The organism is Niallia sp. XMNu-256, from assembly GCF_036670015.1.
Lineage (GTDB): Bacteria > Bacillota > Bacilli > Bacillales > Cytobacillaceae > Bacillus_BD.
Genome location: NZ_CP137636.1, coordinates 3,892,970 through 3,907,119, shown reverse-complemented (window position 1 = coordinate 3,907,119; position 14,150 = coordinate 3,892,970). Strand labels below are relative to the sequence as shown.

Genomic DNA, 14,150 nt, shown 5'->3' with positions numbered 1-14,150 from the left:
GAATTATTGCTCCATAATGTATTTGAAATTGTGAAGTTAGGAGGTTTTTTATCCAGTTAGAAAAGTTAACAAATGAAGAAATCTTGAGGGGTTATGAAATTTTGGCTAAAAGGCCTCAACATACTTTAACTGACGAGGAGGCTGAAGATAAAGAAAGACTAAAAGAGGAAATTATTAAAAGGTTTGGTTAGCGAGTAGTTGATCAATTATTAGGCATCAATTATAATCTCGAACGATTAAGCCTTTGATGAGTTGTTAAGATTAAGTTGATATGATTATTAAAAACACAAAACTACGAGCTTTAAGGAGTAAGAAAATAAAAAGTAATTACATGGGATTTATGTAAACGCATACATGTCTCATTTGGATTTAAAAAAGGTCGGTCTTTTGTTTGCTGTTGCAAACAAAAGACCGACCTTTTTCATTATTTATTATCTAGGCCGAATAAAATAGACAATAAGTGAAACGATAAAGTGAGGATGCCCTACGGCTACCCAACGAACTTATTTAAGTGAAACGTGAGAACCGTCCCCACGTTTCACTAGGTAATCAATTAAATACTGCGCCCAGACTTCATGTCCTTGTGTGGATGGTTGGGAGGCGTCTTCGGTGAGGTAGGATTTGATTTCCTCTGTTTTAGGATCTGGCCAAGCTTCCCAGTGGTTTAAGTACGGGATTCCGTTATCAGCAGCAAATCCAGCAAGTGCTTCCACTTGTCTTGGGTAATGGAAGGCATTGTATATAGGATGCGGTGGCTGCAGGATGACGGTTGTTTCTGGCAGGCTCTCGTTAATAACGGCTAGTACATGAGCGGTATTTTCTAAAGAATCTTCAGAAACGACCTCCCCGTTATCTTTTAATGTAAATGGCTCAAAAATGACCATATCAGGCTCCACAGCCACGATTTCTTCTACTTTCTCCTCGTTCACATAAACGGTTGAAGTTAAATTATAAGAAAAGATAGATACGGTTACATGTTTACCATATGTTTCATTTAAGGCTGTCTTGACAAGTTCTGGCCAGGTGTCTGTGCCTTCTCTTAAGGCGTTAGATCCTAAAAAGGCAATGTGAAACGGTTCCCCAGCTTGAGCCTTTTCTTGAAACTTTTTCACACTGTCTGCAGGCCACTGAGTCGTGTGGGCTAACAATGAATCAATCTCCGTGTTCTTTCCCCCGTCAGCTACACCTTCACTAGCAACAGACACCGTCGTTTTACTATTCCAGTGCATTTGGCCAAGAACTAAAATAACAATCGTGGCAATGATTGAAAGTACGGCAATGATCTGCTTCATCTATGATCTCTCCTTTATAGTAGAATTTTATATCAAAATCATTCGATCTAAAACATACAATGTTTTCCTCTTCACAAAGTGTTTAATTATCGTTTAATATAAATAGGCAAGCCGAAACGTAGACAATTTAATAACATTATGTCAGTTTGAAAAAGGCAATGAGACATGTTATAATTATTTTGTTTTTGTAAAAAAATAACAATAAATGACGAAAAAAAACTACAAATATAGTAGAATAAAAGCTATTCTAATTTTTTTTTACTAATAGGAGGATCCAATGGAAGAAACGATTAGTCTGAAAGAGCTTTTCCAGACGTTAAAAAAACGGTTAAGTTTAATTGTCGTCATCACAGCATTAGCAGTGATTGTCAGTGGAGTCATTAGTTACTTTTTTCTAACCCCGATTTATCAAGCTTCTACGCAACTATTAGTCAATCAAGTCAAAAATGAACAGGTCGAATATAATACAAGTACGGTTCAAACGAACTTGCAATTGATTAATACTTACAACGTTATTATTAAAAGTCCAGCGATCTTAGATAAAGTGGCAGAACAATTAGGGAATGGTTTAACAGCGTCACAATTGAATGAGAAAATTACCGTTGCTAGTGCACAAGATTCACAGGTTGTAAATCTAACGGTTCAAGATTCGGATCCACAAATGGCCGCAAATATAGCGAACACAACAGCGGAAGTTTTCCAAAAGGAAATTGTGAACTTAATGAATATTGATAACGTCAAAATTTTAGCGAAGGCAAATGTTGGAGAAAATCCATCTCCTATTAAGCCACAGCCGTTATTAAACATTGCGATTGCTCTAGTTGTGGGATTAATGGCTGGCGTGGGCTTAGCATTCCTATTAGAATATCTTGATAATACGATCAAAAATGAACAAGATATTGAAAGAATCCTAGAATTGCCTGTTCTTGGATCAATTCCTCAGATTGATAGTAAGACAGAACTTAAGAGCGTGAAGGGGAAGCATGCAACGGTAAGGGGTGAGACAGTTGGCTCTTAAAAAACAATCAAAAAAGACGGAGTTAAAACGGAGTTTGATTACGCATCAAAATCCAAAGTCACCGATTTCGGAGCAGTATCGAACAATTCGGACGAACATCCAATTTTCAAGTGTCGATAGAGAAATCAAAACCGTTGTTGTGACTTCTTCAGGTCCTGGAGAAGGAAAGTCAACAACGATTGCCAACTTAGCGGTTGTATTTGCACAACAAGGGAAAAAGGTTCTGCTGATCGACTCTGATTTAAGGAAGCCAACCGTCCACTATACGTTTAATTGCACTAATACATTTGGTTTAACCAATGTGTTAACGAAACAGTCCAAATTACAAGATGTCATCAAAGAATCGATGGAGGACAATTTATTTATTTTAACTAGTGGGCCAGTCCCGCCAAACCCTGCCGAATTACTTGGCTCAAAAGCGATGGGACAGTTAATAGAAGAGGTGGAAGGGAAGTTTGATATAATCTTTTTTGATTCTCCGCCACTTTTAGCCGTAACGGATGCACAAATTTTGGCAAGTAAATGTGATGGAACGATTTTAGTTGTAAGCAGCGGTAAAACGGAAACGGACCAAGTGGTGAAAGCAAAGGAATTGTTGCACGCGGCTAATAGTCATATTTTAGGTGTTGTCTTAAATAGCAAGAAAATGGATAGTTCAAATTACTACTATTATGGTAGAAGTTAACAAAATAGTAACATTTACAATAATTTAATAGTAGAAATATTTACGAAGAATTACCTAGGTGGTATCATAAGAATATTGTCATAATATGGTGAAAGTAAAAGGGGGGAGTGCAATGATTGATATCCATTGTCATATATTGCCTGGGATAGATGACGGTGCACAAAGTGTCTATGAATCTATTAATATGGCAAGAGAAGCGGTAAGAGAAGGGATTACGACAATCATTGCTACTCCCCATAAAAATAATCAATATAACAATGAAAAACGAGATATTTTAGAAAAGGTCGCCCGTTTAAATGAAACTCTTTCTAATGAAGGAATTCCCTTAACGATATTACCTGGGCAGGAAGTACGAATTTATGGGGAAATCATTCAAGATTATCTTACAGGCGGGAGAATACTCCCATTAAATGAAACCAATTATCTTTTTGTTGAATTTCCATCTGGGAGTGTCCCACGTTATGCAGAACGGTTATTTTATGAACTGCAAACAGAAGGGCTGATTCCGATCATTGTCCATCCCGAGAGGAATCAGGCAATTATTGAAAATCCAGATCTGCTTTACAAGTTTATAAATAATGGAGCATTATCGCAGGTTACTGCAGGAAGTCTGACAGGCTATTTTGGAAAGAAAATCAAGAAGTTCTCCGAGCAGTTGATTGAGGCGGATTTGATCCATTTTATTGCATCTGATGCTCATAATGTTCGTAATCGTACGTTTAAAATGTCTGATGCCATGGATGCGGTTGAGAAAAAATATGGAATCGACATGGTTTACATGTTCCGAGAAAATGCTGAACTGCTAGTAGAGGGGAAAATGGTGTATAGGGAAATTCCCCAGCCTGTGCAAAGGAAGAAGTTTTTGGGGATATTTTAATTTGGACTAATAATCACCTAACAAAAAATATAACTGATAACATAGATGACTAGCTTCCCCTCTTGGGAGAAGAACATTTCAAATAATACCCACTACATGTTAACCTATTCGTTTTGCCCGGCTGTAATAGACATACATAAAATAGGATAGCATTTTGGTGATGTCTCCTGACCGTTATCTTTGGGGGCACTCGATTGCGCTGTGGGACTATTTCCATATAGTCCTTAGACACTTGTTGTCAGGAGCGTGATGTGAGGGTGGGTTGGATGCCCGGTTTAGAAGTTTCAGATAAAGAAGTTAAAGAGCAACCGGTTATGGCCGGTTGTTTTCCTTATAAGGCATTTTTATGAAATGGTAAAGCTGCTACCCATCATAGTGTTTAACGAGAGTATGTATTCGTAAATATGGGTTGTCGTTAGACACTATGCTGTTTTAATCTTAATGTTTAAATATTTTAAAAAAAGGGAGTTGCAAAATGAGTTATAAAAAGCGGATTCCGTTTTTAGTTGGTTTGGATTCGTTGATTGTCTTAACATCTATTTTTGTCGGCTATTTGTTTTTAAATCCAACGATGAATGTGTATACAGAGCCGATGATCTGGGCGAGTGCGATTTCGTTATTGATCAGTCATCATTTATTTGCTTCTATTTATCGCCTGTACCAAAAAGCGTGGCAGTATGCGAGTGTTGGAGAGTTAATTGCGATTGCAAAGGCTGTTACATTTGCCGTTGTGGTAACTGCAGGGATTCAATTAATCATTGGCAATAATGTATATTTCCGTGTTTTAGGGATTACATGGATGCTACATATCATTTTAATCGGTGGTTCTCGTTTTTCATGGAGGGTGTTTCGGGATCATTTTATTACACCCAATCCGAATCGAAAACGTACATTGATTGTTGGAGCTGGGTCTGCTGGGACGATGGTGGCTAGACAATTGTTGAAAAACAAGGAGGCCGATTTATATCCAGTTGCGTTTGTGGATGATGATCCGTTTAAGTACAAGCTACAAATCTATGGAATTGATGTAAAAGGGAAGACGGAAGATATTCCTTCGATTGTAGAAAAGTTAAAGATCCAGAATATCATCATTGCGATTCCATCTTTAACGAAAACAGAAATGAAAAGGATTTATGACCAATGTTCGCAAACAAAGGCAAAAACAAAGATTCTTCCATTAATTGAGGATTTAGTAACTGGGAAAGTGTCCGTGAGTCAAATTCGTGATGTGGAAGTAGAAGATTTGCTTGGTCGGGAACCGATTGAGTTGGATATGGGGATTATTTCGGATAAATTAACCGGGAAAACTGTCTTAGTTACAGGTGCTGGTGGATCCATTGGATCAGAAATATGCCGCCAGATCTCAAGGTTTTCTCCTAAGAGGCTGCTGCTTTTAGGTCATGGAGAAAATAGTATTTATACGATTGATATGGAACTCCGAAAACAGTATGGCAGTGAGTTTGAGATTGTACCAATAATTGCCGATGTCCAGGATCGTGAGCGGATGTTTGATCTTATGTCACAGCATAAACCAGATGTGGTTTATCATGCGGCAGCGCATAAGCATGTACCTTTGATGGAGTATAATCCGACCGAGGCGGTGAAGAATAATATTTTTGGGACTCGGAATGTGGCAGAAGCAGCGGATGCTTTTGGGGTCAAGAATTTCGTTCTTATTTCAACGGATAAGGCTGTGAATCCACCAAATGTGATGGGGGCTACAAAACGTTTTGCTGAGATGATTATTCAAAATTTGGCGAAGGAAAGCAAAACCAAATTTGTTGCGGTTCGGTTTGGGAATGTGCTTGGGAGTCGTGGAAGTGTAATTCCGTTGTTTAAGAAACAGATTCAAGCTGGTGGACCGATTACAGTGACACATCCTGAGATTACTCGTTATTTTATGACTATTCCTGAAGCCTCGCGGCTTGTGATACAGGCGGGGGCGTTGGCTCGTGGGGGAGAAGTGTTTGTCTTGGATATGGGCGAGCCTGTTAAAATTGTGGATCTTGCTAAGAACTTGATTACCCTTTCGGGTTATTCTGTTGAGGAGATTGGGATTCAATTTTCAGGGTTGCGGCCTGGGGAGAAGATGTATGAGGAACTGTTGAATGAGAATGAAGTGCAGAAGGAGCAAGTTTTCCCAAAAATCTTCATTGGAAAAGCAGAACCGATGGGTAAGTGTGAGCTCTATGAGATTGTTGAGACCCTTTTAGATCAGACCCCTGTTGAGATGAAGGAGACGCTTGTGGGGATTGCTAATACGAAGTTTGGAGAACAGAAAACTTTGGTTAGAAGTTTGTAAGTATTTGGAGTGAGGTTCCGTTCTAATAGAAGGGCGGAACTTCGTTCCTCATACATTTAGTTTACTAGAGGTTTAGTTTAGTATATTAGAAGTTGGTTGGAGGTCATTTTTGTTCCAGCCAAGTTCTAATATTACTAAATAAAATTTTAATTTAGGAAAAGGAAGGAAGTCTTGATCAATGTCAGATAAAATATTCCTCTCTTCACCGCATATGAGTGATGAAGGTTATGAGCAACAATATGTGCAAGAAGCATTTGAAACAAATTGGATTGCCCCGCTTGGAGCAAACGTGAATGGATTTGAAAAAGAACTTGCTGAAAAGGTTGGTTCTAAAGCTGCAGCAGCACTTTCTTCTGGTACAGCAGCTATTCATTTGGCTCTTAAGGCAGCGGGTATTGGAGAAGGGGATATCGTATTTTGTCCGACTCTTACGTTTTCCGCTACTGCGAATCCTATTATTTATCAAAATGCGGTACCTGTTTTTATTGATAGTGATTATGAAACTTGGAATATGAGTCCAAAGGCATTGGAGGCAGCATTTGAGAAGTATCCGGAAGTAAAGGCTGTTATTGTCGTTCATTTATATGGATTGTCAGCAGATATGGATAAGATTATGGAAATCTGTAAGAGACATAATGTACCGGTTATAGAGGATGCGGCAGAATCTTTAGGGACTTACTATAAAGGAAAACACACAGGAACTTTTGGTGATTATGGGATTTTCTCTTTTAATGGGAATAAGATAATTACCACCTCCGGTGGTGGGATGCTTGTTTCTGATAATGAAGAACGCATTGCGAAGGTTAGATTCTGGGCTACTCAATCTAGAGACCAAGCAAGACATTATCAGCATAGTGAATTAGGGTTTAATTATCGTATGAGTAATGTGGTTGCTGGAATTGGTAGAGGACAGCTCAAAGTGCTAGACCTAAGGGTTACGAAGAAGAAATATATATATGAATTTTATAAGCGAGAGCTTGGTGGACTTGACGGTGTTGAATTTATGCCAAGTAATGAGTGGGATGAACCTAATTATTGGTTAAGTTCAATGACTTTGAATGGTGTCGTTAGACCGATTGATGTGATGAAGGCTCTGGAAATGGAGAATATTGAGTCGAGGCCTGTTTGGAAGCCGATGCATATGCAGCCTTTCTTTGAGAAGTATGATTTTGTTGGTGAGGGTGTATCGGAGAAGTTGTTTCAGAATGGGGTTTGTTTGCCGAGTGATACGAAGATGACGGATGAGGACTTGGAGAGAGTTTGTGAGATTATAAAGGAGTTGTGGTTAAGATAATGAATCTTTCTAAGGGTGGTATTTATAGAAGGTTTATTAAAAGGCCGATGGATTTTATATTGTCTTTACTTGCGATTATTGTCCTTAGTCCGGTATTACTAGTGGTTGCTATACTTGTGAGAACAAAACTAGGTAGTCCGGTGATTTTTAGGCAGAAAAGGCCGGGATTAAATGAAAAGATTTTCACGATGTATAAGTTTCGGACTATGACGGATGAGCGAGATGGGAATGGAGAGCTACTACCTGATAGTGTTAGACTGACAAAGTTGGGTCGTTTACTACGTTCAACATCTCTTGATGAGTTACCAGAGCTTTTTAATATTCTCAAGGGTGATATGTCGATAGTTGGTCCCCGTCCATTAGCTGTAATTTATCTACCATATTATAACCAAAGTGAGAAGTTAAGACATACAGTAAGACCAGGGTTGACAGGCTTAGCACAAATAAATGGTCGTAATACAGTAAATTGGGAAGAACGGTTTCATTTTGATATTAATTATATAAAAAATATCAGCTTTATACTAGATGTGTCTATTATATTTAAAACACTGTTAAAGGTCTTTAAAAGAGAAGGAGTAGCTGTAAGGGGAACTACGGAGATAGTAAGTTTCCATATTTACAGACAATCTCAAATCGACGAAAAAGAGGAGACTTTTATTAAATGAATATTTTAAGAGAAGAAATAGTATTAAGAGCAATTGAACAAGAAGATACGCAGTTATTGAAGGATTTAATTAATGACCCAGAAATTGAAAAAATGGTTGTAGGATGGTCCTTCCCAGTTTCATCGAATCAACAAATTAACTGGATTAATAGTTTAGGCAATGATAGATATAATGTCAGATTCATTATTGATATAAATAATGTTGGTGCAGTTGGAGTAGTATCACTAACAAGAATAGACTATAAAAATGGAACTGCAACTATAAATATAAAGTTAAAAAAAGAAGATAACATTAGAAATAAAGGTATAGGCTTTAAAGCTATTACAATGTTGATCGACTACGCCTTTAATCAATTAAACTTAAACTGCCTAGTTGCTAATATTCTCAATTATAATACTGCTTCGCAAAAATTGTTTGAAAAAAGTGGTTTTTTATTAGAAGGAACACTACGTAAGCGTGTCTTCAAAAATGGTGCATATCAGGATTTACTTTCGTATTCCTTATTAAAAAGTGATTATAAATGAGGGAAATAGGGAGTGAATTTTGGTTAGATCAAGAATTTGAGGAATTAACTGATTTTGAATATCCCCAATGGTTAAACATTGGTGTCGATAATAAACTTCTCCTATCCGGACGAACTGCAATACATTTTGTTTTAAAGGATATACTAAAAAATAATAAGATTAATACGGTTTATTTTCCTTCTTACTGTTGTAAATCTATGATTCAACCATTTGTTGACTTTGGTATTAATATCATTTTTTATGATGTTAAGTTTGAAGAGGAACTTAAGTTTAATATAAATATGAATCAAGAGTGCGATATATTCTTTGCAATGAATTATTTTGGGTTCTCAAAAGGGAGAATGGATAGATATATTGAGATATTTAAACAGCGAAATATTATTGTTATTGAAGACTCAACACATTCTTTTCTATCCGACAAGTCATTTAACGTTCATTCCGATTATATAGTCGCTAGTTTAAGAAAGTGGTTTCCCGTTATAAGTGGAGGGCTTGCTGTTAAAACTAATGGTCGGTTTGATATTAAGTCTAAAGAAGAAACATTTGAGGAAATGGTTAGGGTTAGGAAATTGGCGATGTTAGAAAAGGCAAGTTATATGAATGGTGATAATTCTAATGAAAAAGCAGAATTTCTAAAGAAATACAGTATTGCTAATGAAATACTTAATAAGGAATATTCATTGTATAGTATTGACCGGGATTCTTATAAAATACTTCAAAATATAAATTTGGAATCTGTTATTAATAAGCGTAAAGAGAATGCAAAAATTATATATGAAAATTTGTTGAGAAATGACAGGTTTGATTTTATTTTCCCTGAATTGTTAAGTGGTGATTGTCCTATTTTTATTCCTATCATTTTTAGTAATACTGAAGAACGAAATAAGATAAGAAAGCATTTAATTAATAATAGTATATATTGTCCAGTGCATTGGCCAAAACCAACTAATTTAAAAGGTGAAGTAGTAACTGATTTTTTTGATAATGAGTTATCCCTAGTTATTGATCAAAGATATGATGAAACAGATATCCAATATCTAATAAGGAGACTTGGGGAATTTTATGAATAGTTTAGTAGTAGGACGGAATCAAGATATTTATTTTGATGAAAATTATGGAAGGCTATATGAGAAAGTTGAAAATGGAAAATCTGAGGTTTTCCATTTTCAAAATGAATTAGGTGAAGTGAAGAATCAATTTATAGTAAGACAAATACCAATAAAGATAGATAGTGTGACTTATTACGATATTGTAACTCCAAACGGCTATGGGGGACCGGTAATAATTGATTGTGTTGATAGTAAGAAAAATGAATTAGTTTCACAATACTTTGAGGCCTTTTCTCAATATTGCGAGGAAAACGATATCGTAAGTGAATTTATTCGATTTCATCCATTAGTAGGCAATGTTAATGAATTTAAAGGGCTATATGATGTTTCTTGTATTAGAAAAACACTTGGAACCAATTTAAAAGATTACGATGATCCGATTCAAAGTGAATTCTCAAAAAGTTGTCGTAAAAATATACGTAAGGCACTAAATAAGGGTGTTAATTTTGAGGTTACAGAAAAACCGACTGATATTGGAGAATTTAAACAGATCTATTATTCTACAATGGATAGAAATAATGCAACTGGCTATTACTACTTTGACGATGATTACTTTGATATTATTTTAAACTATTTTAGAGAAAACATTATAATAGTTAAAGCTATATATGATGGTAAGACAATCGCTCAGGGACTATATTTTGTTTATGGAAAGAACATACACATCCATTTATCAGGAACGTTAAGTGAATACCTTCACCTTTCACCTGCATATATACTAAGGTATGCAGTTACTTTATGGGGGAAGGAAAATGGTTATGAAATGATTCATCATGGTGGTGGTCGTTCAAATTCTGAGGAAGATGGATTATATAAATTTAAAAAAGGTTTTGCTAAGAATACTGAATTTGATTTTTATATTGGAAAGAAAATATGGAATCCATCGGTGTATATAGAACTTTGCGAAAAAGTAGGGACTAAAAGTTCCTTAGACTATTTTCCCGCATATAGAAATAATTTATAAAAAAAGCTGTTTTAAATAATTGAGGATGGTAGAATGAATATTTTGTTTTTGTCAATTGGCAGATTAAATAATATAGAGGATAGAGGGCTGTATACAGATTTATTAAGACAGTTTAGGGACAATGGACACAATGTGTACGTAGTCAGCCCTAGAGAAAAAAGGTTAAACAAGCCGACTGAGTATGGAAGTGATAACGGAGTAAAGTTTCTTCGAGTGAGAATTGGTAATATAACCAAAACAAATGTTATAGAGAAAGGTATTTCAACTTTAAGGATAGAAGGCATATTTTTAAAGGCTATTAAGAAATATTTGCATGATATAAAATTTGATTTAGTAATTTACTCAACCCCACCGATAACTTTTGGAAAAGTGATTAGCTATGTAAAAAAAAGGGATAATGCAAAAACATATCTTTTATTAAAAGATATTTTCCCTCAAAATGCCGTCGATTTAAATATGTTTAGCAAAAAAAGTCTTATATATAAATATTTCAGGTTGAAAGAACAGCAGCTGTATTCTCAGTCAGATTTTATTGGATGTATGTCAAAGGCAAATGTGGATTTTGTCTTGAAAAATAATACTGAAGTTTCTCCTGATACAGTTGAGGTTTGTCCAAATAGTATAGAGCCTGTAAAGATACAGAAGGATGAATCCAGGATTAGGGAAATTAGAGAAAAGTACAATATACCTCTCGACAAAACGGTATTTATATATGGAGGAAACCTGGGAAAACCGCAGGGAATTGATTTCTTAATAGAATGTTTAAAGGCTAATAAAGTTAATAATAATGTTTATTTCGTTATAGCTGGATCAGGGACAGAGTTTAATAAACTTAAAACCTTTTTTGACAGTGAAAAGCTTACCAATGCACAATTATTTGCTCAATTACCAAAAGACGATTATGAAATTCTAGCAAATTCTTGTGATATAGGATTGATTTTCCTAGATAAACGTTTTACAATACCAAATTTTCCATCAAGACTTCTTTCATATATGCAGGCGTCTATGCCTGTTTTAGCTGCAACTGATGTAAATACTGATATTGGACAGGTTATCGAACAAGGTAAATTTGGTTTTTGGTGCGAGAGCAGTGATGTTGAACAGTTCAATAAAAAAATACAGCGGTTATGTGATATAGAATTGAGAAAACAGTTGGGTATAAATGCTAGAAGATATTTGGAAGAAAACTATACGGCTAAGCACTCGTATGAAATTATAATGAGTCATTTTAAATAACCTGGAAAAGAGGTAATTATGTGTTTAAGGATAAAACTTTATTAATAACAGGTGGAACTGGATCCTTCGGTAATGCTGTAATGGAAAGATTCTTAGAAAGTGAAATAAGAGAAATTCGCATTTTTTCTAGGGATGAAAAAAAGCAAGACGATATGCGTAAGTTATATAAAAATGATAAACTAAAGTTTTATATTGGAGATGTTCGGGATTTAGCAAGTGTAAAAAATGCAATGCACGGTGTAGATTATATTTTTCATGCGGCCGCATTAAAGCAAGTACCATCTTGTGAATTCTTTCCTTTAGAAGCTGTAAAAACAAATATAATGGGTACGGATAATGTACTAACAGCTGCTATTGATTATGGGGTAAAAAAGGTAATCTGTCTTTCAACAGATAAAGCAGCTTATCCAATTAATGCAATGGGTATTTCAAAAGCAATGATGGAAAAAGTATTTGTTGCTAAGTCAAGAACAGTTGATCCAAATAGAACACTTATTTGTGGAACTCGATATGGTAACGTAATGGCTTCTCGTGGATCAGTCATTCCATTATTTATTGAACAAATTAAAAGTGGACAGCCTTTAACAGTTACGGATCCTAATATGACAAGATTTCTTATGAGTTTAGAAGAGGCAGTAGAGCTTGTAGTATTTGCATTCCAAAATGCTGAGGCGGGAGATATTATGGTTCAAAAATCTCCAGCAAGTACAATTGGTGACCTTGCTCAAGCTGTAAAGGAACTGTTTAATGCAAGTAATCCAATTAAAATAATTGGAACTCGTCATGGTGAAAAGAGGTATGAAACTCTTCTTACTAAAGAGGAATATGTGAAAGCAGAGGATTTACCTGGGTTCTATAGAGTCCCTGCGGATCAAAGAGATCTTAACTATGATAAGTATTTTGAAGAGGGAGATCAACAGCTTACTACTATAGAAGAATACAATTCAGATAATACACAAATTCTAACAGTTGAGGAAATTAAAGAGAAATTACTTGAATTAGACTATGTTCAAAATGAATTGAAGGAATGGAATAAACAGATTCACGTAATGAACTAAAGGGTGGTATTAACTGATGAATATTCTTGTTACAGGAGCGAAAGGGTTTGTCGGGAAAAACCTTATCGCTGAACTTAAAAATAGAGGTTATAACAATATATTTGAATTTACTAGGGAAAGTGATCCTTCATTACTTGAAACATATACAAAAGAATGTGATTTTGTATTTCATTTAGCTGGAGTTAACAGGCCTAAAGATGAAAGAGAGTTTATGGAAGGTAATTTTAATCTAACATCTCAATTACTAGGATTATTAAGGAAACACGATAATAGGGCTCCAGTTCTTATTACTTCTTCAATTCAAGCAGAAAAGGATAATCCCTATGGAAGAAGTAAAAAGGCTGGAGAAGATTTACTATTTAATTATTGGAAAGAAACTGATGTAAAAATCTATGTATATAGACTGCCTAACTTATTTGGCAAATGGAGTAGGCCTAACTATAATACTGTAGTGGCTACTTATTGTTACAACATAGCTAGAGGTTTAGATATTCAGGTCAACAATCCAAATGCAGAGCTTAACCTTTGTTATATAGATGATGTTTTAGAAGAGTTTTTAAGAGCTTTAGAGGGGAATCCAACTATGCGGGATGACTACTGTGTTGTACCTGTAACACATAATATTAAACTTGGGGAATTAGCGGCTCTTATAAAAAGCTTTAAGGAGGGCAGAGAAAATTTAAGTATTCCTGATATGGAGGATCCTTTAACAAAGAAACTTTATAGTACGTACTTAAGCTTTTTGCCAGAGGATCAGTTTTCTTATGATCTTAAAATGAATACTGACCATAGAGGATCCTTTACAGAATTTATGAGAACTCCTGAAAGAGGGCAAGTTTCTGTAAATGTTTCAAAACCTGGGATTACAAAAGGAAACCACTGGCATCATACAAAAAATGAAAAATTCTTAGTTGTAAGCGGAGAAGGTTTAATCCAATTTAGAAAGATTGATTCTGAAGAAATCATCGAATATAGAGTGAGTGGAGAGAAACTACAGGTTGTAGATATTCCTACTGGATATACACACTCCATCGTAAATTTAGGAGAAAGTGATCTCGTAACCATAATGTGGGCAAATGAATGTTTTGATCCGGACAGGCCGGATACTTACTTCGTGGAGGTATAA

The 14,150-nt window shown here is 35.4% G+C and carries 13 protein-coding genes; 12 read left to right on the top strand and 1 reads right to left on the bottom strand.

The window, feature by feature from the left end; all coding sequences use genetic code 11:
• Positions 1–503: 503 nt before the first annotated feature.
• On the bottom strand, positions 504–1,292 hold the full coding sequence (locus tag R4Z10_RS19700; RefSeq protein ID WP_338470969.1) for an SGNH/GDSL hydrolase family protein: 789 nt from the start codon (positions 1,290–1,292) through the stop codon (positions 504–506).
• A 277-nt stretch (positions 1,293–1,569) separates the two neighbouring features.
• On the opposite strand from R4Z10_RS19700, the gene R4Z10_RS19695 reads away from it, so the two are divergent.
• The 12 genes from R4Z10_RS19695 (at position 1,570) to R4Z10_RS19640 (ending at position 14,150) form a co-directional block, all read left to right on the top strand.
• Positions 1,570–2,310, top strand: coding sequence for a Wzz/FepE/Etk N-terminal domain-containing protein (locus R4Z10_RS19695; RefSeq protein ID WP_338470968.1), 741 nt, complete (start codon positions 1,570–1,572; stop codon positions 2,308–2,310).
• Entirely contained in the window at positions 2,300–2,995 is a 696-nt protein-coding gene (locus tag R4Z10_RS19690) for a CpsD/CapB family tyrosine-protein kinase (RefSeq protein WP_338470967.1), read from the top strand. Before R4Z10_RS19695 ends, R4Z10_RS19690 begins: the two co-directional genes overlap by 11 nt.
• Positions 2,996–3,107: 112 nt before the next feature.
• Positions 3,108–3,872, top strand: coding sequence for a CpsB/CapC family capsule biosynthesis tyrosine phosphatase (locus R4Z10_RS19685; protein WP_338470966.1), 765 nt, complete (start codon positions 3,108–3,110; stop codon positions 3,870–3,872).
• Between the two features lie 475 nt (positions 3,873–4,347).
• Positions 4,348–6,174 carry a nucleoside-diphosphate sugar epimerase/dehydratase gene (locus R4Z10_RS19680; RefSeq protein ID WP_338470965.1) on the top strand — a complete coding sequence of 609 codons (1,827 nt, stop codon included), beginning with the start codon at positions 4,348–4,350 and terminating at the stop codon, positions 6,172–6,174.
• Between the two features lie 178 nt (positions 6,175–6,352).
• Positions 6,353–7,468 (top strand): aminotransferase class I/II-fold pyridoxal phosphate-dependent enzyme, encoded by a 1,116-nt coding sequence (locus tag R4Z10_RS19675; protein WP_338470964.1) that lies wholly within the window; start codon positions 6,353–6,355, stop codon positions 7,466–7,468.
• On the top strand, positions 7,468–8,133 hold the full coding sequence (locus R4Z10_RS19670; protein WP_338470963.1) for a sugar transferase: 666 nt from the start codon (positions 7,468–7,470) through the stop codon (positions 8,131–8,133). The genes R4Z10_RS19675 and R4Z10_RS19670 overlap by 1 nt, the downstream gene beginning before the upstream one ends.
• A complete protein-coding gene (locus R4Z10_RS19665; protein ID WP_338470962.1) occupies positions 8,130–8,657 on the top strand; it encodes a GNAT family protein in 528 nt (175 codons plus the stop codon). The genes R4Z10_RS19670 and R4Z10_RS19665 overlap by 4 nt, the downstream gene beginning before the upstream one ends.
• Positions 8,654–9,727 (top strand): hypothetical protein, encoded by a 1,074-nt coding sequence (locus R4Z10_RS19660; RefSeq protein ID WP_338470961.1) that lies wholly within the window; start codon positions 8,654–8,656, stop codon positions 9,725–9,727. The genes R4Z10_RS19665 and R4Z10_RS19660 overlap by 4 nt, the downstream gene beginning before the upstream one ends.
• Positions 9,720–10,730, top strand: a complete 1,011-nt coding sequence (locus R4Z10_RS19655; protein WP_338470960.1) for a peptidoglycan bridge formation glycyltransferase FemA/FemB family protein — start codon at positions 9,720–9,722, stop codon at positions 10,728–10,730. Before R4Z10_RS19660 ends, R4Z10_RS19655 begins: the two co-directional genes overlap by 8 nt.
• 33 nt (positions 10,731–10,763) lie before the next feature.
• Positions 10,764–11,966 carry a glycosyltransferase family 4 protein gene (locus R4Z10_RS19650; RefSeq protein ID WP_338470959.1) on the top strand — a complete coding sequence of 401 codons (1,203 nt, stop codon included), beginning with the start codon at positions 10,764–10,766 and terminating at the stop codon, positions 11,964–11,966.
• Between the two features lie 20 nt (positions 11,967–11,986).
• Positions 11,987–13,024: a nucleoside-diphosphate sugar epimerase/dehydratase gene (locus tag R4Z10_RS19645; protein WP_338470958.1), complete on the top strand. Its 1,038-nt coding sequence runs from the start codon at positions 11,987–11,989 to the stop codon at positions 13,022–13,024.
• Positions 13,025–13,040: 16 nt separating this feature from the next.
• A complete protein-coding gene (locus tag R4Z10_RS19640) occupies positions 13,041–14,150 on the top strand; it encodes a capsular polysaccharide biosynthesis protein CapF (protein WP_338470957.1) in 1,110 nt (369 codons plus the stop codon).